Raw genomic sequence first — 24,027 nt, 5'->3', positions numbered from 1 at the left:
TTTTCGTTAAATTTGTTTTCTCTATGTAGGTGCAATATTCATGCCAAACGCAAAATTATATGCACACCTGCAAATACATAATGATATTTTATCGATTGCAGCCGATGCTTTAGGAATTTCTCCCGAAGGAATCAGCGATGTTGTCATGCTAAAAAAAGGAATGACTAACAAGTCATTTAAATTCACTGCAGATGGAAACGAATACATAATGCGTATTCCAGGAGAGGGAACTGACAAACTTATAAACAGAAAAAACGAAGCAAGCGTATATAAAGCCATCGCTGGTCTTAATTTGTGCGATGACCCTGTGTACTTAAATGCCCTAAACGGCTTCAAAATAACCAAATATCTCCATTCCGTAAGAAGTTGCGATGCAAAAAGCCATATGGATCTTGTCTTATGCATGAAGAAGCTCAGAGATTTTCACCAGCTTCATATAGTTGTTCCTCATGAATTTGACATTACTTCCCAGATAAACTTTTATGAAAAACTATGGAATGGCGCGCCATCGTCTTTTTCAGATTACACGGAAACAAAAGATCATTCATTATCATTAACTTCTTTTATTGATGCTCAAAAAAAAGACTATTGTTTAACACATATAGATGCTGTGTCAGACAACTTCCTCTTTTACAAAGACTTTGATGAAAAAGAAAAGCTGCAGCTAACCGACTGGGAGTACTCAGGAATGCAGGACCCTCACGTTGACATAGCAATGTTTTGTATCTATAGTCTGTACACCAAAAAAGAAATAGATAATCTAATAAATATTTACTTTGAAAATAATTGTCCTCTTCAAACAAGAATAAAAATATACTGCTACATATCACAATGTGGACTTCTTTGGTCAAACTGGTGCGAGTACAAGGAAAGGCTTGGTGTAGAATTCGGTGAATATTCTAAATGGCAATACCGATATGCTAAAGAATACTACGCAATAGCTCAAAAGATGCTTGAGGAGTTATAGCTATATGAATAAGATTACAAAAGCAATAATCGTTGCTGCTGGCGAAGGGAAGCGTCTTCGGCCAGTTTCGTATAAAACACCCAAACCCCTGGTTACAGTAAATGGAAAACGTATTATAGACTCTATCATTGACAGTCTTTATCTTAACCAGATTACCGAAATTTACATTGTTGTAGGTTATAAAAAGGAACTCTTTAATACGCTAAAAGATAAATATCCATCAATTCACCTTATAGAAAATCCATATTTTGATAAATGCAATAATATAAGCTCCTTATATGTAGCCAGAGAGTTTCTTGGAAACTGCTTAATACTTGATGGTGATCAGCTCATTAACAATTCAAAAGTATTTGACCCAAGTATTCACCATTCAGGATATAGTGCACTTTGGACAGAAAGCGAAACAAGTGAATGGTTAATGCAGACTCGTGACGATTTAGTAGTCAGTTGCTCGAGAAATGGCGGAAAAATAGGCTGGCAACTGTTCTCTATCAGTAGATGGAACAAAGAGGACGGATCCAAACTTAGAAAACATCTTGAACTTGAGTTTATGGAAAATCACAATGATCAAATATACTGGGATGATATTCCAATGTTTATACATGCAGATGAGTACCTACTTGGCGTATATGAAATAAATAAAGGGGATGTAATAGAAATAGATAATCTAGATGAACTTATAGCCCTTGATCAAAGCTATGCAAAATACAAAGGAAAGCAGGTGCACTTATGAAACTAAGTAAAAACAGAATAGACTGGATGATCACTCTGCTTCCATTCTTTTTGATAATGAGCCTGGCTTTGCTTCTTTTTCTTTTCCCTGACTCCTCAAATGCTATCATTGAAAAAATACGATTTTTCTTTGGGAATACACTTGGAATATTTTATCTCATTATCGGTATCTTCTTTTTAATTTTTTCTCTTTATCTTGCTTTTTCCAAATATGGCAATGTCGTACTGGGAGAAAAAGAAGAGAAACCCAGATATTCCTTTTTTGTATGGGGAAGTATGATGTTCACCTGCGGCCTTGCAGCCGATATTTTATTCTATTCTTTTTCAGAGTGGCTCATGTATGCAACAAATCCCCACGTTTCAGATCTAGGCCAGCCACTTGACTGGGTAGGCGTTTTCCCACTGTTTCACTGGAGCTTCATCCCTTGGGCCTTTTATCTGGTACTGGCTGTTGTCTTTGGTTACATGCTCCACGTAAAAAAACGCGAAAGACAAAGATACTCTGAAGCCTGCAGGCCAATTATTGGAAAAAAAGCTGATGGACTATTAGGCAGAATAATAGATCTCTTTGCGCTATTTGCTCTTCTGGCAGGTACTGCTACTACTTTCAGTGTAGCAACTCCTCTGATGTCTGCCATCATATCAGATTTGTTCCATATAAATGTTAACCGGACATTACTAACAATTGTTATCCTGCTCATTACCTGCTTTGTTTACACCTATGCAGTTCTGCATGGTCTAAAAGGAATCTCAATTCTTGCAAATGCCTGCATTTATCTCTTTTTTGGCATACTAGTACTAGTTTTTATAGTCGGAGGGCAAAGCAGATTTATCCTGGAATACGGTTTTCAATCTTTGGGCAAACTATTCCAAAACTATATTGAGCTGGCTACTTACACCGACCCCATCAGAAAAACAAGCTTTCCTCAGGACTGGACAATTTATTACTGGGCCTATTGGATGGTTTGGTGCATAGCTACGCCATTTTTCATTGGCAACATTTCCAGAGGCCGAACTATCCGTCAAACAATCCTTGGCGGTTTTGCCTTCGGAGTTGGCTCCACCATTGTAAGCTTTATAGTTCTTGGAAATTATTCCCTTGGACTTCAGACAAGTGGAAAAGTGGACTTTATTGCTACCTATGAGGCAAATGGTGATCTTTATCAGCTGATTATTGATATTATAAATACAATGCCTTGTGCAACACTCATTTCTGCTCTTATCCTTCTTACAATGATTGCTTTTTATGCTACTTCTTTTGATTCAATAGCCTATACAGCCGCCTGCTATAGCTATAAAGAACTAAAAAAGGGAGAAGAGCCTCACAAACTCATTGAACTACTATGGTGCATTCTTTTGATAGCACTTCCGGTAGCTCTTGTCTTTTCAGAAAGTTCTATGAATAATATCCAATCAGTCAGCATCATAACCGCATTTCCAATCGGCATCATCATGCTTATAATGGTTAGTAGTTTCATAAAAGACATAAATAATTAGACTACACATCTTCTCCATTTAAGACGTCTAGTAAATCTCTGCATATAAACTCTGAAGCGGTTACTCCAATAGCGCTCTTATAATCAAGAAATTGTGCAAAGATTTCCTCTCGGTTGCTCCTTTTTGGATCATCACCTTCTATAACAACGCTTCTAAGGAACTGCTCTATCTCATTATAATTCTCTCCTGGTACCCTATAGTAAGATTCAACGACTTTCGTTCCCATTTCGTTGAAACACTGCCCTTTCCTTGTAAGAAACAGTAGTGGCTTATCCGTATACAGGAACTCTGCTGTAAAAGAAATACTGTCCATGATCATAGCATCTGCCGTTTCAAAATACTCGAGATAACTCGCCTCTTCCACCACTTTGGAATTAGGTAGCTCATTCCACCTTGAAATATAGCTATCATATTCCTCATAGGAGCCAAATACTCCGTTTTTAACTGCTGATGACCTAAGATTGGGATGTGGTTTAAAGACAAAACTCACCTTATCTTTGTATTTCTGTGCCAGATACAATAAAAACCAGGCATTTTTGTGGAAGGTAGAAAAATGGAGAATACCATGATTCATAACAGTAAAATGCGGGGCTATGATCACCTTTTTGAATTCAGAAACATCTCTCCCGTCCGGAATCCGCCACAAGCTTCGGATATCGTCATCGTTAAAAATATGTTTCTCATAAAAATAATCCATCTTGGCATAACCTGAATATCTGACATTTTTACCTTTTAATAACTGATATTTCTGATATTCTTTAAGATTATAAGTAGAGTCACAATACACACGCCAAATAACATTCACAAATTCTTTATTGTAAACAGCGTTTATCAGGTAATCCGTACCATCACTTGCCTCAACATGTATTCCGTATGGGATATAGGCAACCAGACATCTCAAAGGAAGCATGCAAAACCACTGCACAGTAGGGAGTGACTGGAACCATGGTGAGAGCTGATAGAGCACATCAGGATACTCTCCCATTTCTTCCCAACTTCTATATTGCTTAGCTTCAAAATCAATTCCCTCTACGACTTTATAGCTGTTATTCTTAAACCAGCTAAGTGACTTTTTGTAAGTGTCAAAAGAATCTTCCTGATTCCTGTCAATCAGCGGAGAAACGACAATGCTGGTCTCAAAGTCATCTCTTTTCTCAAAGAATCTATAAACCTGCTCAGAAGGCCACTGGGCTGCGGAATAAGTTTGAAAAGCAACCTTTATCTTCTCATCTCTTTCCTTCTTTTGACAAAGATATGTCTTAGCAGACCTTATAGCAAGGTCATAAAGTTGCTCAAAAAGTTCCTGTCCACCATCAAGTGATTCCCTAAGAATAAAAAGTCCTAAAAGATGCTCCCACCTGTACTTATCCGGAATAATCTGCTTTGAAAAATCACCCTTATCAATACCATCAATAAGTTCATCAACTTTTTTAGAAAAATAATCAATTGATTCCTGGTCCATGCTTTTACCTCTGCAATGTAATATGCTTATTCCTACATCAGCTCTGTTTCAAAATAAAATTAGATTTGATGCCATATTTTTCTCGCTCATCTTTGTACTTAACATCAATGTCATAAAGAGCTTTTATCACTTTCTCCCTGTGCCTTGGATCTTGATTAGAGGCAAGCCCCTTATTTCTCTGATAATAATCATACAAAGGCTCATCAATATATCCGACATCATACTCTTTAGAAATTCTTAAAGTCATATCCCAGTCTTCATAAGCAAAAAGAGACTCATCAAATAGGCCAACCTTATCAAAACATTCTCTTTTTATGATCATAGAAGTACAGGCAACAAAGTTTTTTCTAAGAAGCCTTGGGAAGATAAACCCCTGATACCCTAGTTTATTGTCTTTAAAATTTGGAATACGTATCACAGGTTTCGTCAAATCTCCATCAAGCACCCAAGCGTAATTAAGAGTCATGCAATAAGCCATTCCTACATTTTTGCTCTGACTTTCCATAAAAAGAACCTGCTTTTCGATTTTATCAAGGCGACAATAATCATCGTCATCCTGATAAACGATATACTTTCCTTTGGAAGCACGTATACCTCTGTTTCTTGAATATGAAACCCCCTTATTCGTTTCATTTTTTATATATACAATTCTTTGGTCGTTAAAACTATTTACTATCTCTTCTGTGTTATCTGTTGAGCCATCGTCGATAATCAAAAGTTCAATATTTTTCCACGTCTGCATGAGAATACACTCAATGGATCTTGCAATATACTGCGCTCTATTGTGAGTTGCAATAATTACACTTACAAGACCTTCTTCAACTAGCTTTTTGCAGATTTCTTCCACGCCTTGATTGGTATCATGCAGAAAAGCTATCGTTTCAGCTTCCAGTCTGCCAAGTCCGCTCAAATATTCATTTTCACACCACACCGGTACAACTTTATCTGAAACAAGCTTTATTATTTTGAATAATTCATTAAAGACCCTAGTATTGATCAAGCAGGCTCTGGCAATATCCATGTTTTTTAGATAATATTCTTTGAAAAAATGAGCATCTACTAATTCTTTATATTCGGTATATAATTCCGGAATACTCTGTATTAGTTCAAAAAGTTCTGTTTGAATAGCCATTCTTGAAGAAATTCTATTTTCACCTGCTGTTTGTCCCTCTCCTACTAAAGTTTTCTCCGTAAAACCTACACACTTGCAATATCCATGATCTGCAGTATGAACTATCTTATCTGCGAAAAAAAATAATGGATAAGCAAAAGATATATCTTCATCGCTACCTTCATTAGTAAAACGCTGTCCTACATCTCTTAGAAAATGAAGACTATAAGCATTGCATAAATATTTTTCATCCACTTCTCCTGATGTCAAAAGTACCTTTCTCTGATGGGGACTATCTACCACTGTGATAATAGCTTTGTCTGGAGTCACTGGCTCAAGTTCAAAATATTCAAATGCTTCATGTACAATTGTCATTTTGTAGGAAATAATCTGAACGTCATACTCTTTTACCATTGCCAACAATTTAACGTTAAGATAGTCTCCTGCTCTTAGAAAAAATACGTAATCACCGTTAGCATAATCAATACCGAGATTTAACAGGTCACATTTAGAGCTACTATCGGACATGACTAGAATTATATGTTCAGGATCATTTTGCTCTATTTTCCTAAGCCTATCTTCTACACGCTCACCAAGTCCATTGACTATTATAATTTCAACATCAATGTCCTCTTGTTTCTGCTTTTCAAGATATTTTATCGACCTCTCAAGATTTTCTTTTTCATCTAATAGCGGGATTATTACACTGGCTTTCATCATGCATTATTCCTCTATGTATATCGTCTATCGCATTCTTCCATTATTTTGATATCAATTTCTGATATCCGTTTTATAACCTCTTTATTATCTCTATAAGGAATTGTTATTACCCTATTTTTTTCCATAACTAATCTTTTTAGCATATCTGTCAATTCATTTGATAATCCTTCGAAATAATTGGCTACATTTTTTACATCAGCGCCGTATCTATTTATCTGGTCATACAGACATCTATTCAACCCAAAAGAATAAAATTGTAATATTGTGTATTCCATAGCGTCTTTAATACTGTCATATTCGGGAAAGCCATGGCATTTGTCATATATTCCACCTATAACGCCATATACACTTTGATAGTAGCTTTCAAGATTCATATCTTTAGTAGCCGAATTCTGATTATTACAATAAATATAAAAAACTTCCTTTATATTCCATATTTTCTTTGCCCTAAAATACATATACTTTATAAGATCATTGTCTTCGAGACTTCGTACGTTCTCTCTTATCCGAAATCTTGGTTCATAAAATAGACTACGTTTAAATAACTTGCTTGTAATATATCCCCCTCCAAGAACAAGGATTCTTCGTTTTTCATCGTTAAGAGTACCTATGCAGTTATCTCCCACATTAAGTACCGCACGATCTGTAGCCTCAAAATAAATCCCGCTGTCCACTATGTCAGAATCAGTCTCAACAGCAGTATTGTACAGTTTTTCATACATTTCTGTAGAAACATAATCATCACCATCTACAAATCCAATGTACTCACCTGTCGCCGCATCAAGCCCCTGATTTCTGGCACCTCCTACACCTCTGTTGCTAACCCCATTAATTATTTCAACTTTCTCAGGAAACTGTTCCTTGCATCTTTTCATTATTTCCCAGGTATCATCAGTTGACGCATCGTTAACCACAACTATCTCTATATCTTCAAGACTTTGGTTAACCAAACTGCCAAGGCACCTGGCCAAAGTATCATGACAATTATATGCAGGAACTATCACACTCACTTTTTTCATTGTCATCACCCTTATCGCTCATTGTTTTCTGGTTTATCATGGTGCACCATGTTGCACTGAATTTCTCCATAGAAAACATATTTTCATATTTTCTTCTAGCATCATGCACCATTTGCTCATACTGCAGCTTACTACTGTCTCTTATGCTTACTGCCTTGGAAATAGTTTCAGCAAGACTTTCCACATTTCCTGAAGAAAAGACAAAGCTATCCCTGCCATTTTCAAGCCAGTAGGCTACTCCACATATATCAGAGACAATAGGAACTGCTCCCATCATCATTCCTTCTACCGCCGTAGCAGAAAAGGGCTCCATCCTTGAGGGGACGAGAACATAATCCATTCTGCTCATAAGTCTTAGCGTATCATCATGTGGAATAACTTCTTTAACGCTAACCTCCGGAAACTTCCTTGATGCATTTACTATTTCAGAATAATACTCCTCCTCACCTTCTACCCTTGCTCCGCAGAGCACAAATTCACACCTTGACCTGATATCATCTGGCAAGACTTCAACAGCCTTACATAAAATATCCTGTCCCTTTACAGGTGAAAAAGTTCCAGGGAAGATGAACTTTACCTTAGCGGCATTCAAGTTCCCGCCATAGCCATCCGCGCGGATTATCTCAATTTCTTTACCTCTATCCTCGATTCCAAAGGGTAAAAGACCTGTCTCATAACCACAGTAGTGTCTTATCAGTTCTTCGGTTACAGGGCTAACCCCGAAAATATGTATATTGGACTTCAAATCTTCCTTTTTGGGAAGTACTGTTTTATATGCTTCAAACCATGCCCGATGTTCATGTATCCACCATATAGTCTTTACTTCAGTAGTATTCAGTGCATAGATTGCTTCAAGGCAGAGCAAAGTGTTGGCCACTACCAGATCATATTTCCTAAATATTCTCTGCCACATTGCCAGATTGTCTAAAAAATCATCTGCAATAGTCACAGATACCTGCTTCTCTTCAAGTCTTTTCCTAAGGGCTCCATCTTCCATTGACACTACATCTACGTGGTATCCCTGATTTATGCAGACACTAATCGCATCCATTAGGACCAATGGAGCACCTGTATTATTTAAAATATGCGAGATAAACAGTATTTTCATAAGATTAAGCACCCGTCTCTAGAAAAAGATCTTAGCCCAGATTTTCAGCAACCACATCGAATTCCGATATATCAATTGGCAGGTCTTCAATCTTCTCATATAGTTTTATAAAGGATAATGCAAATCTGCGAACATCTTTATTTGCCTCTATTCCATATACCTCAGCCTTCGGAAATTCATATTTAATGCGTCCCAACATATTTCCGCATCCGCATTCCACATGAAGTACTTTAAAGTTCATCTCATTAGTAAAGCCTTTTCCCGAAAGAGACTTTACAAAATTCATCTCATTTTCACTCATGGCCGCTTGTATCGTTGGGTCAAATCCCCATTTATCCACAAGTATTACCCTATGAGTTTTAAACAACTCTCCTACATCATTGTTTTTCCTAAAGCTCTGTCCACCAGCATGATAAATAAAAGCGTTGTGGCAAACGAAAAGCTTATATCCTGCTGCCCTTATAGATAAAGACAAATCATCATCCTCGAGATATCCCGGAGAAAAAGACTCATCAAAGCCGCCTACCCTGTCAAAAACCTTTCTTTTGACAAGCATAGCAAAACCACATAGCTTGCTTTGCTCCTCAAGATAAATTTCTTTAGGAACATTTACCTGCGCTCCATATTCCATATACTGCTCAGGGGCGTCTAGTTTTATCTCCTCTCGCTGATCTGTTATAGCATAGTTCTGCATTGCACCCACAGCGCCTGCATCATTCAGGCTATATAACCCCATTCTCATCCAGAACAATGCATTTGCAGGCATTCTGGTATCATTATTAAGGTAAAAGATATCATAGCCCTCAGGAACATACTCACAGGCAGCATTATTTCCAGCAGAAAAGCCAAGGTTTTCGCTATTTAGTATTATCAGCGCTTCATCATGCTCTTTTCCCCATTCAGAGAGCCAATCCTGTGAGCCATCTGTGGATCCATTATCGAATATGACTAAAAGATATGAATCAGGATTACAGTTCGTATATATGCTTTCTATGCATCTTTGAAGGTAATATACGTTGTTATAGGACAATACAATAAAAGCAGCTTTATTTACCTTCGCCTGTCCAAAATCAAGCATTTCCTTTTTCTTCAAACTAATCCCCGATTTTAATGTCTCATCATCACAGAGAAATTCAGCGTTTTCATAACACAAAAAAGCCTGATCAGCATTTGAATTCCTGCACTTATCTCCAAGCTCTTCATATATTTTGTAGGTATCCTTATCCAGATATTTAAGCGGGCTCTCAGGCTTCACCTGATCCCTGATCTGATCTGTGCTTCCCTGGCTCGCCCTTGCAAAAGCTTCGTCATCAGCCCAAACCTCCTTATATCCTTCCTTATACTCGAGCTGGGCAGCCTGAAGCATCCGCTTGGGAGTTAGCTTTTCCTGATAATATGGATTATCAAAAAGATTTGCATTATCCTCCCTTACTTCATGCCCCTTCTCAAATGAGATTGCATCAAAATCCTGTGAAAGCCACTTAAAATCCCTGTCACAAATAGTTTCACAATTAAAGAAAGTGCCCCCCTGTCTAAATGAGTGCCACTCCCTAAGCATGTATGTGCTCTGTTTTTTAAGTGCTACGTAAGTTCCATAGGTCTCAAATTCGCTAAATGACGAATCCTGTATTTTCTCCGGAGGAATTGCATTTATTATCTTTTCCCAGAATTTCTCCCCTGGGATACTCTCGTTTTTTTCTATATCCGTGATCAAGTCGCGCATGATATCAGTGCGGATGAGCATGTGCTCAGAGACAAAAGATCTTTCTATAACCTTACTGAATCCAGGTAAAATAATCCCCATGGTGTCAAAATATTCCTTGTGAAACTCATGTTTCATATCAAGGTAGGGCTTTCCCGTTTCCTTGTGAAACATATTTACTTCTCTGCATGGAATAGTATCTCCATCCCAGACCATATAGTACTCATCCTGGCATAAAAAGGCATACTGCATCTTAAGAAACTGCTGATAATACCAGCCAGTAACCCCTCTTGGGAGTTCACGCCCCGCAAGTATGTTTTCCAGCCTCTTTTTCATGCAGACATGGACATCATTAAAAGGTATCACCTGGTTTTCATCTATCGCTTCTACCTTATCTCTTAGCTCTTTTGATTCATCTAGAATTTCTCTTACTTCCGGCGCACTGACAAAGCAAACAGGCCCATATCCTATGTTCTCAACAAGTCTCGGATACAAGTTTAGTAGCCTTTTGCTATCATTTGGCGTTATTACAATTAGTGTTTTAAAAGATATACTCTTTTTATCCAAATTTTATCCCTCGTGTGCGCGCTTTATTACATTTATAATTTTACCATATAACGTTATTTGTATAAAGAAATGCTGTATAATATATGTATTGGATAAATAGCTACCTAAAAGCATAAGGAAAGGTTAGGTCTTTTGCTATGAACCCACATAAATTTTGCTTTATATCCTGCTTTTCCGATATTGAAAGAGATTTGCAGATAGACATCGCAATCAGGCAACTACATGTTCCGCCAGGATATGAGCTTGAATATCTTGGCGTTAGCGATGTGCCATCGAAGGCTCTTGGATATAATGAAGCAATCGAGGCAACTGACGCTGAATATAAGATTTTTTTTAATGAAAATGTCACCTTAAGTAATCCCGATATTCTGAATGCAATAATACAAATATACATGGCAGATCCTGATATAGTGGTTATTGGAGTACTTGGAACTGCCAGAATGCCTGTAGATATGGTTTTGCAGCATGGGATCACCTATGGCAAACCCTCAGATGAAACTTTTCCAGTAGATGGCAAATATATTGAAGTTCTCTGCATATCCGATGATTTTTTGGTTGTTCGAGGAGATTTTAGATTTGACGATAAAACTTTTGATGGCGACTATTTTTATGCCGAGGCGCTATGTGCAAACATGCTAAAAAGCAAAAAGAAAATAGTAGTAGCAGATCAGTCTCTTCCTTGGATAAATAAAACGCTGCAACCTGACTATTCTCCTTCTTTTGAAAAATATCGCCAAATAGCACTTGAGAAATTCGGAGATATCTTTTGTATTGATAAGTCAGCTCAGAGAATTGGCGTTGTATACCTGGAAGAAATGTCTCCCAATGACCTTTTGTGGCCTCTTATGCAGACAAGGCACGACATCGAAATCGTTGACCTTGGGATTTCAATATACAGAAACACAGAAGAAGACATATCTAAAGTCTATGAGTATATCCGCAACCATCATATAGACGTTCTTTTTAGTTTTGACTTTTGCCCTGCCGTTTCTGATGCCTGTGAAAGAAGTGGCATAAAATATATATCCTGGGTATACGATGCACCTCAACAGGCGCTTTACGAGGATCAGATGACAAACAAGTGCAATTATATCTTTTCATTTGACAAGGATCAGACCAGGTTCCTTATGGAAAGTCAGTGCCCCCATGCCTTTTATCAGCCTCTTGCGACCAATATTACCCGCATCCAGCAGATAAACATATCTGAAGAGGATATAAAAAACTACTCCTGCGATATTTCTTTTGTTGGAACTTTATACTCAGATAATTCCTATGATGAGATAATTGAAAATCTTAGTCAGGTATCCAGAAAAGAACTAGATACCATCTGTAAAAATGCTTATGGAATATGGGATGGAAAGGACCGCATTCTGGGGAAACTGACAAACCATGCCAAATCTGAAATATTAAAAGCCATAACCACATCAACAAACTCAATGATTGAAAAAGCCCCAGATGAATATATTAACGCAAGGCTCATTTCCAGGCATCTTGCCAATATGGAACGCAAGACTATACTAGAGTGCCTTTCAAAATATAATCTTCGTTTCTACACAAGAGATCTAGAATGTCACCTGGAAAAAGTCAAAATCTGTCCGGCCCTTAGTTACTCATCCGAGCTGCCAATCGCCTATAATCTTAGCAAAATTAACTTAAATATCACTTTGCATACCATAACTTCGGGCATTCCTCTGAGAGTGTTTGATATCATGGGCTCTGGCGGATTTATGCTAAGTAACTTCCAGCCTGAATTAGAAGAACTTTTTGAGATTGGAAAAGAAATAGAAGTTTACCGCAGCTTAGAAGAGCTTGAGGAAAAGGTTTCTTTCTACCTGACCCATGAAAATGAGCGGGCCAGAATTGCACATAGAGGACTGGACAAGGTCATTAGGTTTCACAGTTATGAAACCTGCGTTGAGCGCATTCTTAAATGTGCCAACATCAGCTGAGGAAAAATAGCTATGACTACGACATCTGTGACCTGTTCATATATAAGAATCCCTGGTTTATTTCACGCACTATTCACTGATATGTATATAGGAGATTTAACTTGAATATTGTTTTTTTCAGATACAAAAACATATGCGAGACAGATTACATTGAGGCCTTTAAGCAACTTGGTATCAATGTTGTTGAAGTTGACCTGAATTCTATAAAGGCAGACTCACTGGAAAAAAGAGCAAATGCTGTGGGGGAGCACATTAAGATAAATACTCCAATGTTTGTTTTTACTATTAATTACTTTCCTTATATTTCTATAGTCTGTGAAGCCTTAAAGGTGCAATATGTAAGCGTTTCTGTTACCTGCCCCATGATTGAAATCTATAACACAACTATCCGAAACTCCTGCAACAAGGTATTTCTATTTGATAAAGAGCAGTATTTATCTATAAGAAATGAAAACCCAGGTGGAATCTTTTATCTCCCTCTGGCAGCAGCAACCCAGAGGCTGGGGTTAGTGGCTGAAAGCCCATCTGACTACAAATTCGATATTTCTTTTATCGGATCACTTTATAAGGAGAAGGATCCATTTACTAATTTAAAGCTGTCAGATGAAGATTTATCAAGATTTGAAAGCCTAATGCAAAGGCAGCTTGAAACTTCGATTTATTCCCAGGACTATTTGGAAAAAGAGATCACAGATGTGGATGTACAAAAGATAAAAAAGGCGTCATCTGATTTCTATCCTTCAGATCTAAGCGTAAGAGATCTTGACCGCTTTGTTGCTATTAATAATTTTCTTAGTCCTCACATGACTTACCTCGAAAGGTGCTCTGTACTTAATAAGATTGGCCAGAGTTTTCCACATAAACTACATCTTTTTACAGGAAGTGATACAAATAATATTTCCTCTGTCAAAAATGGCTCCATTTCTGTTCATGGTCCTGTTAACTCGATTACGGAAATGCCTCTGGTCTTTAGAGATAGCAAAATAAACCTTAACACTACAACCCGATCCATGAAATCAGGCCTTGCCCAGAGGATATGGGATGTTTTGGGATGTGGAGGTTTTCTACTGAGCAATTATCAGCCTGAGCTTGAGGACTATTTTGAAATAGGAAAAGATTTAGAAGTATATGAAAACTATGATGAGCTTATAGAGAAAATAGACTATTATCTAAAAAACGAGGACAAGCGCCTTGAAATTTCTTCAAATGGCTGTCTGACCGTAAAAACCAGTCATAGTACCTTAAACAGAGTAATAGAAATCATCCAAAAAATAGCCCCTTAAGGAGCTATTTTTTTATTGACTCTATTCCATAGCTTTTTCTGTCTTCTTCATATTCCTTGTCAATGTAGTCAAGTGCCGCAACTACCTTCTTTCTATGTTCCATGTCGCTTTTAAAAAGAGTTCCATGAGATGACTGATAGTAATCGTAAAGTGGCTTTTTAATAAAACCTGCGCGATAGTTCCTTACTATCCGAAGCGTGATTTCCCAATCTTCAAATGCATAAAGAGTCTCGTTTAACAATCCTACTTGTTCATAACACTCTCTTCTGACCATCATTGAAGGAAAAGTTACATAATTCCAGGGCAGTAAAGCCGGAAAAATATAACCTTTTTTCTTAATATCAGATATGCGCCTTGACGGCATGATAACTACATCTCCGCCTCTATTCTCAATCCTGTTTATATGATTTATAGTCTCATGAAATACCATGCCGGAATCCAGATCATCCTGCCTGAAAAAATCTATCTCCATCTCTATTTTTTCAAGCCTGCACAAGTCGTCATCATCATTTATAACAATATACTCACCCTTGGCAATCTTTATGCCGACATTTCTCGTTCCTGCTGGGCCAAGATTGTGGTCATTCCTTATATATTTTATTCTGGGGTCTGAAAATTTCTGAACCAGGCTTTGAGTATCATCGTCAGAACAATCGTCAATTATAATAAGTTCAAACCTCTGGTAAGTCTGTGAAAGGATATTATCTATTGCTCTTAAAATCTTATCTGCCCTGTTGTAGGTTCCCATAACAACGCTTACAAGGCTCTTTTCATATAGTGTTTCATGAAGCTCATGATCAGAAGTAAAAGTCTTATATAGAAGTTTTAATAGCTCCTTGTCACTTTGACTATAAGAATAGATAACCTCATTTTCAATCCACTTTGGGGCAATCTTCAGGCACACGTATTGAAGTGCCTGAAAAGAAGCCAGTGAAAACTGCTTCTTAATATCCAGAGCCTGCGCCAAATATAATATTTTAAGATAATATTCCCTGATAAAATGAGCGGTTACAATATCTCCATAATCCGACATTATCTCTGGAATAGAAGTAAGAAGCTCATAAAGAGAAGTCTGATTCTCTATAATGTTACTAACTCTTTTTGCAAAGTCAAACTCTCCCTCTTTAAGTCCATAGCTACAGTAGCCATTTTCCGGAACTATACATACAAGTCCTGCAAGATACAGCAGCGGATAAACTAGTATCTCGCTAACAGGCTGATCTACGTCCAGAAGAAAATCCCTTCTATAGATATGGCAAAAGATATTCTCGTCAAGCTTACTGTTTATAAGAAACTGCCTTCTACTCTGAACATCAGATAAGTAATAAACTTCTGCATCTGTAGTATCAAAGGGATCATCCATGAAATATTCAAAGTAGTCCATAGCTCTTGTGATATTGTAGGAAAAAATATCCGGAGTATCAGAAAGTTTATCACAAAGGTCTGCGATAGCACCCAGAAGCTTATCATTTATAGCATCGCCGGCTTCTAGAAATACCACATAGTCGCCTGTAACATGGGAAAGACCTATATTTATAAGGTCATAGGCAGATTTCTTTTCTTCTACCTTTATAGAGATAATTCCGGACGGATTCTCATCCTCCAAAGAAGTGATATTTTCTTCTGAAAGGTCAGATACGCAGTTATCAAGTATTATTATTTCTATCCGATTTAGCGAAAGGCTCTGCCTCTTGATGTAATCCCAGGTTCTATGAATATTCTGCCTTTCATCTGTATATGGAATTATCACACTAAATCGGATCATATTTTCCCTCGCGATGAAACAAAAACTATTTTTCGTTAATTAAATTATACAATTCATAATAACGGCTATGCAAGAAAGAATGTCGCTTGCCGGTCTTGTGCACGAAGAAAAAGGGCCTCGGTTGCCCGAAGCCCTTTTAGGTAGTTGCAATGTTTCAAACAGATGTTTTAAACATATATTGCAGATATATTAGCCGAGAAGTGAAAGAACACCCTGGTTAGTCTGGTTAGCCTGAGCCAGCATTGACTGACCTGCCTGAGCAAGGATGTTATTATTTGAATACTTAACCATCTCGGTTGCCATATCTGTATCACGGATCTGTGATTCAGCTGCCTGAGTATTCTCAACAACGTTATCAAGGTTCTTGATTGTGTGCTCAAGTCTGTTCTGGATAGCACCGAGATCAGATCTCTGCTTTGATACTGAATCAAGAGCTGCCTTGATATTTGTGATTGCAGATTTAGCCTTCTCGTGTGAGCTAACCTGCACGTTATCTTTCTGTACGCCGATAGCGGAAGCGCTCATCTTCTTGATGCAAACCTCAATCTGGTTCTGAGAATCTGTCTCAGATCCAACCTGAAGTTCCTTACCTGTAAATGTACCGTTAAGGAGCTGCTGGTTGTTGAATTCTGTTGCAGTTGCAGTACGTGTAATCTCAGTTGAAAGCTGATCAAGCTCAGACTTGATGTAGCTACGGTCAGAAGATGTAAGAGTGTCGTTAGCTGCCTTTGTAGCAAGCTCGTTCATTCTCTGAAGCATATCATGTACTTCGTTTAATGCACCTTCAGCTGTCTGTACTACAGAGATACCGTCCTGAGCGTTAGCAGAAGCCTGTGTAAGACCCTTAACCTGACGTCTCATTTTTTCTGAAATAGCAAGACCTGCTGCATCATCTGCTGCTCTGTTGATCTTGTAACCAGATGACAGTTTCTCACTTGACTTGGACTGGATACCAGTTGTGATACCAAGCTGTCTGTTTGAATTCATCGCTGTAATGTTGTGTTGTACTACCATAATTTTTATCCTCCTTGATAAATACGGCTGCTTCCATGCAGCTCGTTTGCTTTGTTTAGGAAATGTTTTCAGTGCTGGCCTAAAAACATTTCATTTGTTTTACACCTTTATTATCGACTATAATTCTAAAAACTTTAGACCTAAAATTATAAATTAAATATAAAGAATTCTTCTGGTGGAAAAATTAAGCGGTGGCCTTATAAAAAGCCACCGCCCAAAGTGCTTATGGATTTTTCTGTTTATATTACTGAAGGAGTGAAAGAACACCCTGATTTGACTGATTGGCCTGTGCCAGCATTGACTGACCTGCCTGAGCAAGGATATTGTTGTTAGAATATCTAACCATCTCCTCTGCCATATCTGTATCACGGATCTGTGATTCAGCAGCCTGTGTATTTTCTACTACGTTATCCAGGTTCTTGATCGTATGCTCAAGTCTGTTCTGGATAGCACCGAGGTTAGATCTCTGCTCTGAAACTCTCTGAAGCGCTGCCTTTACGGCTATAATCGCATTCTTAGCAAGTGAATGAGTCATTACACTGATCTGATCATCACCCTCTTTGAAGGTTCCAGCTTCTACCGCTTCTTTATATTTTGATTCAGTTTCTGGAGAGAAATCATTATACTGACCTGGCGCATTTGTTTGCGCTGATGTCTTTGTTTGTGCTGCAACACCCAGAATTGAAGCACTGAGTCTTGCGATATCGATCTGAATCTGGCTCATAGATGCTGTCTCTGAACCTACCTGCAGCTGTTTAGCAGTAAATGTTCCATCAAGAAGGAACTGATTGTTAAACTCTGTAGCATCAGCTGTTCTTGTGATCTCTTTTGAAAGCTGATTCATTTCTGCCTGGATATATGAACGGTCTGTAGATTGAAGTGTATCGTTGGCAGCCTTAACAGCAAGCTCATTCATACGCTGAAGCATATCATGAACTTCAATCATAGCACCTTCAGCCGTCTGTACGCAGGAGATACCATCCTGTGCGTTAGCAGAAGCCTGTGTAAGACCTCTTACCTGTCTTCTCATTTTCTCGGAAATCGCAAGACCTGCTGCATCATCTGCTGCACGGTTGATCTTGTAACCAGAAGAGAGTTTCTCAGAAGATTTAGCCTGGATATCAGTTGTGATACCGAGCTGTCTGTTAGAGTTCATCGCGGTTATGTTGTGTTGTACTACCATATTCAATTCCTCCATGACCGGGGCCCGCTTCCTTGCTGCCTTTCCATCGTTTTTTTATTGTGCAGACCTTAGCGGAGTCCCTTCCATGGCTGCTTGTTTTTCTCTTTTCACTATGAATATCGGCACTTTATTACATAACTTAACCCTTTTTGAAACTTTTTTTTAAATTTTTTCTACAATTTGAAATTTATTTTAAAAAATTTGCATTTTGCTATTAAGTTTTGAAAAAATATGCCGATATAGGCGCGAAAGTAGCATAAAAACAGCACCGCCGAAAGCGGTGCTGTTTTCTATATTATTCACTCAATTTTGTTTATCAAGAAACTGTGGCGGAATATCTTTAAAATTATTCATTGTCTGATAATAATTAAAGGCCGCCGCTGATGCCTGCCTTCCAGCGTTCATCTTCTGTCTTGCTGCTGAAAAGAACTGCTCAGCCAGGCGCTTGTTTCTATGTTCCGATGCTTCTATAGAAGCGCTCTTGCCAGTTATTTCTTCTATTAGCTGCTGCATTCGTTTGATCTGATCTTTATAGAGGTCTTTGTTTGCTCCAACTTCCTCTTTTACCCTGTCAAACAGAGACTGGAAGCCGTCATCCAAAAGCGATAGCTCATCGATAAGTTTTGCTTTTTCATCGAGGCAGGCATCAAATTCTGGTTCCCTTTCTTCGTCAAGGCTTGAGAGGATTTCTTTTTGCTTGTCATTTTCCTCTTCAAGTTTAGAGAGAATGCTGATCTTCTTAATAAGACTTTCTTCTAGCATATCCAGACTTGCTGCTACCATGGCTCCTCCTATAATGCATTACTGCACATTTTCCACATATCACTTTCTGAATACGAAATTTCTTTTTTGCCAACATTACGCATCCTTAACGTAAACGTGATTGGCTCTCATGACTTCGATCCAGTTATCTCTTATTGCGTGCATGTGCTTGTTGACTTCGGCTATGATTTCTTTGTCTTTAGAAATGTTGGCCTCAACAAGTCTCCTTGCAATATAAGAATACATGTTTTCGAAATCCTGTGCAACTGCGTACTTCATATCGAGCGTATTGCGAAGGTATTCAATGATCCTCTCTACCTTGATTATATTGTCGTGGGCCTTCTGAATATCTTTTTTCTCAATAGCAAAATCTGCGATATTGAGGAATTTGATGGCCCCATCATATAGCATAAGTGTCAGCTCCGGACCAGACGCTGTCATTACCTTATTATTTTTGTACTGTGCATAAGCATTTTGTTGTGCAGTCATTACTGGCATAATTGTACGCTCCCTCGTTTAATATTTTTGTCATTCCGTTTCGACATATGTACTAATGAATACACACATCAGATATTTTCGTCAGGTCACTGATCAGCCGCTGCCTCCGCCAAAGAAACTTGATAGCGAACCGCTTGCTGAATTAACCTTGGCAAGGGCTGTCTCCATCTTGGAGAACTGCTTGTAATACTTATCCTGCGCTGCCTCGTAGGCCTTCTGGGCCGTTGAGATCTTGGTGTTATAGGCACTGTACTGAGAAGCCATAAGCTTGTCTTCGTAGATGGTAAAAGAACTGCTGTACTGAGTACCTTTCATGAGATCTGAAAGTTTACCGTAGAGGTTCTTGGCAAGTGTTGAGAAGAAATCCTGCACCATCTGCGGATCAGAAGAAATAAAGCCTGAAAGAAGATCTGTGTTTCCACTTGTGGTTGTGTCATCTTTGTCACCATCGATGTGGAGAACATCCCTCTCGTTTTCTTCTGTTCCAAAGTAGCTTCCTGTGGATATTCCAAAGCTTGCAAGTGACATTTTCTGAGTTGTGCCATCCTTGAGCTTAACATCTATTGAAGAATTCATGATGTCTCTCATGGCTGTTCTAAGGGTTCCTACTGTCTCATCCTTAGAGAGAAGCCCTGTCTTTATCTTATCTTCCCAGGCTTCTACTTCCTTGTCGCTCATGGCGTCTTTTTCATCGTCCGTGAGCATCTTATATTTCTTGGCTGCGTCGGCGTTATAGACTGTAGCAAGCTCTTTTACCAGGTCGTTATACTCTTTTACCAGGTTCTTGATATTGTCCATGATGCCGCTGGTATCCTGCTTGGTTGTAAGTGTGATGTCGTCAGCCACCTGATTTGCAGTGATTGTAAGGCCGTTGATCTCGAAGGTATTGGACTTTGATGTATATTTTTCACCGTTGAGCTCGATTACGGCGTCATCTCCTTTGATGTAGTTTGATCCGCCATTGTCATTGAGCTTAAGGCCCAGAGCCTTCATGGCATCTGTCTCTACCATCTCGAAGTTATTCTCTGCTCCAGCCTCCTTGGATGAGATATAGAATCTTCCGTTATTCTCGTCGTAATTGAAGTTCATATTGCTTCCGAAGGTTTCGCGAAGCTTTGTAAGTACATTGTCAATTGTATCTGTAGCTGCGATATCCACAGACTTGGTCACTCTGGTATCCTCAGCGCCATCTTCTGGTGCTTTGCCAAGCTTGAAGCTAAGTGTTCCGCCACTTGAAAGTCCAAGTTGATCCATTGTTGTAGATTTTGTAGCCTTGGTAGCGTTTGCGCCTTCGCCAACTGTAACTTCTGTTCCAGTAAGATACGCTGATTTGGCAAGACTCTTAATGCTGAGGTTCTGAGTAGAGTCCATAGCACCATCGCCAGTTACGACGGTTGCCGCATTTGTATTTGAAACTGTGGTTGTTTTCTTGGTGTAGGCAGTTGAAAATCTCATGCTGCTGAGTGCACCGTTATAAAAAGAAACAACCTTCTTATTTAGTTCTTTCCACTTATCCTGCTTCCAGGTGAGCTTTTTCTGATCACCTACAGCAGTGTCCCATTTGGTTTTCTTGGTACTTGTAAGAGCAGTGATGATGCTCTCAGTATCAAGACCTGAGTTCATTCCTGTTATTCTGATAGGCATAAGCTTTCTCCTTTCTCAATCCGTGAGCGTGTTACATTGACGTCCTTGTCTTGTTGTTGCAGACTGACAGTTTATATGTCATATCCTGGCTTGCATATGCTAGTATGCAGCAATTGATCATACGGCATATTGGTAGCGCATCAGCGCTTCTCATCCACCATAAGTCCTGCAATTTCCCATACTTTGGCTATCATGTCCAAGGTCTCATCTGGTGGGAATTCCTTGATGACTTTCTTGGTCTCCTTGTCCACCATCTTGATGGTTACACGATTTGTCTTTTCATGAATTCCAAAAACAGCTTCCGCAGAGGACTTGGCATTCTTGGTCATCTCTGTGATAGCCTGTTTAACCTTGGCATTGTCGGCCTGGATCTGCTCCTCTGTCTCAGCCATCTTGCTCTGAGCCTGAGTGTAAGCCTGTGCTCCACTCTGGGCATCACCATTAGAGCCAGAAGAATTATCTGTGGCTTCTACTTTTAGTTCAATTGACTGAGAGCCGGCACTTGCCTCATGATTTACAATCTCTGACTGAGACTGGCTCTGCTCCTGTACTTGTGTTCTTACCTGCGGCTGAGTCTGCTGAATAAGCGGGCTAAAGCCGTTAATTGCTTCGATTCCCATAATCCTATACCTCCATGTCAGAATCAGGAATGCTCCTTAATTTATATGTTGCGCATTTGTTTTGTTTTAAATCTATGTAATAAAGAGTGCAGATGTGCATAGGTAACCCACAGTCTTTCTTATCACATATATCGGATATGGGGAGGTAATGTTTATAGGTGAGATGATAAAAAATTGAAGATTTAAGAAAAATTTTAGAATTTTTTGGGGGAAGTGATTGTCCCGAGCATATAAAAATGCTGATCATGGACAATTTATATGGTTCCATATCAAATCTTCACACCCGCAGGATTTCAGGAAGGAGCTTGGTATAGGCAAAATTCTCCAGCACTTTCTTTTGGCCAGCAGCCGCAATAGCTCTGCGTTCATCGTCATGCTCCAGGTAATAGGCAGTCTTTTCAATCATATCTTCCGGAGTGTAGGCAATAACAAGATCCTGGCCATCCACAAAGTACTCCGCAATCTCCTCCTGATAATTTGTTAAAAGAAATCCACCAGCCGCAAGGATATCCACAACGCGAAGAGGAACCCCAGACAGAATGGACCTTAAGGTGATGTTAAGGTTTATCTTGCTGCGGCGAAATACTCTCGGCATCTTGATTGTATAATCTGCAACGCCCATATTGCAGACACCTGGTATTTCTTTTGCCCCTGGAGTAGTATAAAGAACTGTCTCGAAGCGCTTTCCCATCTCAGCCAGGATGTGGTGGCGCTCATTTACTGTAACTTTCTTGCGAAGAATGTCACGAATAACGTTGTCGTAGTCGATTTCGTACTTGCCAGTTTGCTGGAACTTGATATATTCCCGGAGCTGCCTTACATGCTCATCAGAAAAAATCGCATCTTCCGTAAAAAAGTCTGCACCAAAAACCCGCTCCTGGGCTGCGATAACAGCATCAACGTACCCTTTTAGATATGGCGGAAGATAATTGACCTGATCATAGAAATTATATTCGTTGTCGTAAAGACTTCCAAGAAAGCACACTTCATGCTCGTAGATTATGCGGCCATCGGTCTCTGCATCAAGGTCGTGGCACAGCTGTGATAGGCGTTCTGCGTTGACTGCAAGAGGGCTATAGTGGAATGTCTGGGTGCCAATTTGTGCTGCGGTGTCATTGGCAAGCCGTGAGTTCTTGGCCGCCATCTGGGCATAGAGGCGCTTATCAAAAAGAAATATGTGATTCACCGAATTAGATGTGGTGTGAGAATCAAGAGTATAATGCGGGCAGTCAAAAACCCAGGAAACGTACGGAATCTGAAGCTTCTGACACACTTCAGAGATATTTGGGAAGTAGTCAAAGCTAAAAACCAGGTCGTATATAAGTCTATGCATATGCCCAGTGCTCACAGATTCTCCATCACTTATCGAATTGGAATTTCCTATAATTGCAGATTCCACCATACTCTTGGCATCGGCAGTTTCTTCACTCTCGGCTTGCAAGTTTATCCCTGTTATTTTCTCGTAAAATGTCATCTCTATCTCAGGCGTCAGGTCATACCCCTCCATCTTGAGCTTAATGGTATCAACCTGGTGGCCCAGACGCTCCATGGCGTCACGGCAGTCTTTTCCATTAAATTCATCCCAGTCATAATAAAGAATTCGCATTTGATCTCCATAACTTAGCTTCATTCGGATTTGTAGGACACATCCCTCACTTCGCGAGGACCTGACCTGGTCCAATACGATTCCTGTTTTTCTGATGAAAAAGAGGAATCTATATCTTTTACCATTATATCGTAAAGGCCGATACACTTTCCAGTGTACCGGCCTTATCTTAATCATATTTAACAACTATAAATGAAAATGTCATGCCTGCTTAAGCTGAAGTCCTCTGATATCTTCAGAATTCTTCTGAATGGCACGTTTCATTACTGAAATATCAGCAATAGCGTTTTCAAACTCTTCAGTCTTGTCCATATAACGCTTAGAAGTATCAAGATAACACTGCTCAATTGTATTGAGCCTTGGTATAACATTGTTCTCAAGCATATCAACTTTAATTACTGTGACATCATGCTCCAATGAATCTAGGCGCAATTCAACTCCATCTAAACGTGACTCGACTCCATCCAAACGTGACTCGACTCCATCTAAACGTGATTCAACTCCATCTAAACGTGATTCAACTCCATCCAAACGTGACTCGACTCCGTCCAAACGTGACTCGACTCCCTTTAGATTCTTTTTTAATATATCTTCTATTGCTAAGATATCCTCATTTGTTAAAAGCATTTTTCTTCCTCCATATTGCTCTTTAAGAGGACCCCGTCTTGTATTTCTATGTTATCACACTCACAGTGTCATGTCATTTGTAACAAATTAACAACAATTTACCTCACAAAAATGTCAACCTTATTGCGAAACTACATAAGCTTTATTGATTTGTGACATTAGTAACCTCTGATCTATCACTAATTACATTT

General features: G+C 39.0%; 19 protein-coding genes. 5 read left to right on the top strand and 14 right to left on the bottom strand.

From position 1 onward, the window contains the following. Positions 1-40: 40 nt before the first annotated feature. The 3 genes from G631_RS18250 to G631_RS0106135 are packed head-to-tail and all read left to right on the top strand — an operon-like array spanning position 41 to position 3,196. Positions 41-967 carry a choline/ethanolamine kinase family protein gene (locus G631_RS18250; RefSeq protein ID WP_051196927.1) on the top strand — a complete coding sequence of 309 codons (927 nt, stop codon included), beginning with the start codon at positions 41-43 and terminating at the stop codon, positions 965-967. A 4-nt stretch (positions 968-971) separates the two neighbouring features. Beyond that, entirely contained in the window at positions 972-1,700 is a 729-nt protein-coding gene (locus tag G631_RS0106140; protein ID WP_026488705.1) for a sugar phosphate nucleotidyltransferase, read from the top strand. Continuing rightward, positions 1,697-3,196: a BCCT family transporter gene (locus tag G631_RS0106135; RefSeq protein ID WP_026488704.1), complete on the top strand. Its 1,500-nt coding sequence runs from the start codon at positions 1,697-1,699 to the stop codon at positions 3,194-3,196. Before G631_RS0106140 ends, G631_RS0106135 begins: the two co-directional genes overlap by 4 nt. 1 nt (position 3,197) lies before the next feature. Here G631_RS0106135 and G631_RS0106130 read toward each other — a convergent pair whose 3' ends face one another. From G631_RS0106130 to G631_RS0106110, 5 genes are read right to left on the bottom strand one after another with little or no spacing between them, the layout of a single operon-like run. Next, positions 3,198-4,658 (bottom strand): CDP-glycerol glycerophosphotransferase family protein, encoded by a 1,461-nt coding sequence (locus G631_RS0106130; RefSeq protein ID WP_026488703.1) that lies wholly within the window; start codon positions 4,656-4,658, stop codon positions 3,198-3,200. Positions 4,659-4,695: 37 nt separating this feature from the next. After that, the gene (locus G631_RS20045; protein WP_026488702.1) at positions 4,696-6,489 is read right to left on the bottom strand and encodes a glycosyltransferase family 2 protein; all 1,794 of its coding nucleotides are present in this window, start codon (positions 6,487-6,489) and stop codon (positions 4,696-4,698) included. Between the two features lie 11 nt (positions 6,490-6,500). Next, positions 6,501-7,508, bottom strand: a complete 1,008-nt coding sequence (locus tag G631_RS20040) for a glycosyltransferase family 2 protein (RefSeq protein WP_051196925.1) — start codon at positions 7,506-7,508, stop codon at positions 6,501-6,503. Next, positions 7,474-8,616, bottom strand: a complete 1,143-nt coding sequence (locus tag G631_RS0106115) for a glycosyltransferase family 4 protein (RefSeq protein ID WP_155833886.1) — start codon at positions 8,614-8,616, stop codon at positions 7,474-7,476. The genes G631_RS20040 and G631_RS0106115 overlap by 35 nt, the downstream gene beginning before the upstream one ends. A gap of 31 nt (positions 8,617-8,647) precedes the next feature. Next, positions 8,648-10,885 (bottom strand): glycosyltransferase family 2 protein, encoded by a 2,238-nt coding sequence (locus G631_RS0106110; protein WP_026488700.1) that lies wholly within the window; start codon positions 10,883-10,885, stop codon positions 8,648-8,650. A 137-nt stretch (positions 10,886-11,022) separates the two neighbouring features. Here G631_RS0106110 and G631_RS0106105 point away from each other — a divergent pair, with 137 nt between their 5' ends. Continuing rightward, positions 11,023-12,834, top strand: a complete 1,812-nt coding sequence (locus tag G631_RS0106105; protein ID WP_026488699.1) for a glycosyltransferase — start codon at positions 11,023-11,025, stop codon at positions 12,832-12,834. Positions 12,835-12,935: 101 nt separating this feature from the next. Further along, on the top strand, positions 12,936-14,117 hold the full coding sequence (locus G631_RS0106100; RefSeq protein ID WP_026488698.1) for a glycosyltransferase family protein: 1,182 nt from the start codon (positions 12,936-12,938) through the stop codon (positions 14,115-14,117). A gap of 4 nt (positions 14,118-14,121) precedes the next feature. On the opposite strand, the gene G631_RS0106095 is transcribed toward G631_RS0106100, so the two are convergent. From G631_RS0106095 to G631_RS20030, 9 genes are all read right to left on the bottom strand, one after another. Next, complete coding sequence (locus tag G631_RS0106095; protein ID WP_026488697.1) at positions 14,122-15,882, bottom strand: glycosyltransferase family 2 protein; 1,761 nt, start codon at positions 15,880-15,882, stop codon at positions 14,122-14,124. Between the two features lie 189 nt (positions 15,883-16,071). Beyond that, positions 16,072-16,896 (bottom strand): flagellin N-terminal helical domain-containing protein, encoded by an 825-nt coding sequence (locus tag G631_RS0106090; protein WP_026488696.1) that lies wholly within the window; start codon positions 16,894-16,896, stop codon positions 16,072-16,074. A 244-nt stretch (positions 16,897-17,140) separates the two neighbouring features. Further along, entirely contained in the window at positions 17,141-18,079 is a 939-nt protein-coding gene (locus G631_RS0106085) for a flagellin N-terminal helical domain-containing protein (RefSeq protein ID WP_026488695.1), read from the bottom strand. Between the two features lie 303 nt (positions 18,080-18,382). Beyond that, positions 18,383-18,862 carry a hypothetical protein gene (locus G631_RS18235; protein WP_051196923.1) on the bottom strand — a complete coding sequence of 160 codons (480 nt, stop codon included), beginning with the start codon at positions 18,860-18,862 and terminating at the stop codon, positions 18,383-18,385. Positions 18,863-18,937: 75 nt separating this feature from the next. Beyond that, positions 18,938-19,330 carry a flagellar export chaperone FliS gene (gene fliS, locus G631_RS0106075; RefSeq protein WP_026488694.1) on the bottom strand — a complete coding sequence of 131 codons (393 nt, stop codon included), beginning with the start codon at positions 19,328-19,330 and terminating at the stop codon, positions 18,938-18,940. 102 nt (positions 19,331-19,432) lie between these two features. Further along, positions 19,433-20,983 carry a flagellar filament capping protein FliD gene (gene fliD, locus G631_RS20035; protein ID WP_026488693.1) on the bottom strand — a complete coding sequence of 517 codons (1,551 nt, stop codon included), beginning with the start codon at positions 20,981-20,983 and terminating at the stop codon, positions 19,433-19,435. Positions 20,984-21,123: 140 nt separating this feature from the next. Next, a complete protein-coding gene (locus G631_RS0106065) occupies positions 21,124-21,603 on the bottom strand; it encodes a flagellar protein FlaG (protein ID WP_026488692.1) in 480 nt (159 codons plus the stop codon). A gap of 277 nt (positions 21,604-21,880) precedes the next feature. After that, positions 21,881-23,209 carry a glycosyltransferase family protein gene (locus tag G631_RS18225; protein ID WP_051196921.1) on the bottom strand — a complete coding sequence of 443 codons (1,329 nt, stop codon included), beginning with the start codon at positions 23,207-23,209 and terminating at the stop codon, positions 21,881-21,883. A gap of 201 nt (positions 23,210-23,410) precedes the next feature. After that, positions 23,411-23,836: a hypothetical protein gene (locus G631_RS20030; RefSeq protein WP_051196919.1), complete on the bottom strand. Its 426-nt coding sequence runs from the start codon at positions 23,834-23,836 to the stop codon at positions 23,411-23,413. Positions 23,837-24,027: the final 191 nt, after the last annotated feature.

It is taken from the genome of Butyrivibrio sp. XBB1001 (genome assembly GCF_000424505.1).
Classification (GTDB): domain Bacteria; phylum Bacillota; class Clostridia; order Lachnospirales; family Lachnospiraceae; genus Butyrivibrio.
This window is presented reverse-complemented; position numbering and strand designations above follow the sequence as displayed.

What these genes read in the sequence shown, in the direction of transcription:
- G631_RS18235 (WP_051196923.1), bottom strand. Translation starts at nt 18,862, where the DNA reads ATGGTAGCAGCAAGTCTGGATATGCTAGAAGAAAGTCTTATTAAGAAG.
- fliS (WP_026488694.1), bottom strand. Translation starts at nt 19,330, where the DNA reads ATGACTGCACAACAAAATGCTTATGCACAGTACAAAAATAATAAGGTA.
- G631_RS18250 (WP_051196927.1), top strand. Translation starts at nt 41, where the DNA reads ATGCCAAACGCAAAATTATATGCACACCTGCAAATACATAATGATATT.
- G631_RS20030 (WP_051196919.1), bottom strand. Translation starts at nt 23,836, where the DNA reads ATGCTTTTAACAAATGAGGATATCTTAGCAATAGAAGATATATTAAAA.
- G631_RS0106130 (WP_026488703.1), bottom strand. Translation starts at nt 4,658, where the DNA reads ATGGACCAGGAATCAATTGATTATTTTTCTAAAAAAGTTGATGAACTT.
- G631_RS0106115 (WP_155833886.1), bottom strand. Translation starts at nt 8,616, where the DNA reads ATGAAAATACTGTTTATCTCGCATATTTTAAATAATACAGGTGCTCCA.
- fliD (WP_026488693.1), bottom strand. Translation starts at nt 20,983, where the DNA reads ATGCCTATCAGAATAACAGGAATGAACTCAGGTCTTGATACTGAGAGC.
- G631_RS20045 (WP_026488702.1), bottom strand. Translation starts at nt 6,489, where the DNA reads ATGATGAAAGCCAGTGTAATAATCCCGCTATTAGATGAAAAAGAAAAT.
- G631_RS18225 (WP_051196921.1), bottom strand. Translation starts at nt 23,209, where the DNA reads ATGCGAATTCTTTATTATGACTGGGATGAATTTAATGGAAAAGACTGC.
- G631_RS20040 (WP_051196925.1), bottom strand. Translation starts at nt 7,508, where the DNA reads ATGAAAAAAGTGAGTGTGATAGTTCCTGCATATAATTGTCATGATACT.
- G631_RS0106085 (WP_026488695.1), bottom strand. Translation starts at nt 18,079, where the DNA reads ATGGTAGTACAACACAACATAACCGCGATGAACTCTAACAGACAGCTC.
- G631_RS0106065 (WP_026488692.1), bottom strand. Translation starts at nt 21,603, where the DNA reads ATGGGAATCGAAGCAATTAACGGCTTTAGCCCGCTTATTCAGCAGACT.
- G631_RS0106090 (WP_026488696.1), bottom strand. Translation starts at nt 16,896, where the DNA reads ATGGTAGTACAACACAACATTACAGCGATGAATTCAAACAGACAGCTT.
- G631_RS0106105 (WP_026488699.1), top strand. Translation starts at nt 11,023, where the DNA reads ATGAACCCACATAAATTTTGCTTTATATCCTGCTTTTCCGATATTGAA.
- G631_RS0106140 (WP_026488705.1), top strand. Translation starts at nt 972, where the DNA reads ATGAATAAGATTACAAAAGCAATAATCGTTGCTGCTGGCGAAGGGAAG.
- G631_RS0106095 (WP_026488697.1), bottom strand. Translation starts at nt 15,882, where the DNA reads ATGATCCGATTTAGTGTGATAATTCCATATACAGATGAAAGGCAGAAT.
- G631_RS0106135 (WP_026488704.1), top strand. Translation starts at nt 1,697, where the DNA reads ATGAAACTAAGTAAAAACAGAATAGACTGGATGATCACTCTGCTTCCA.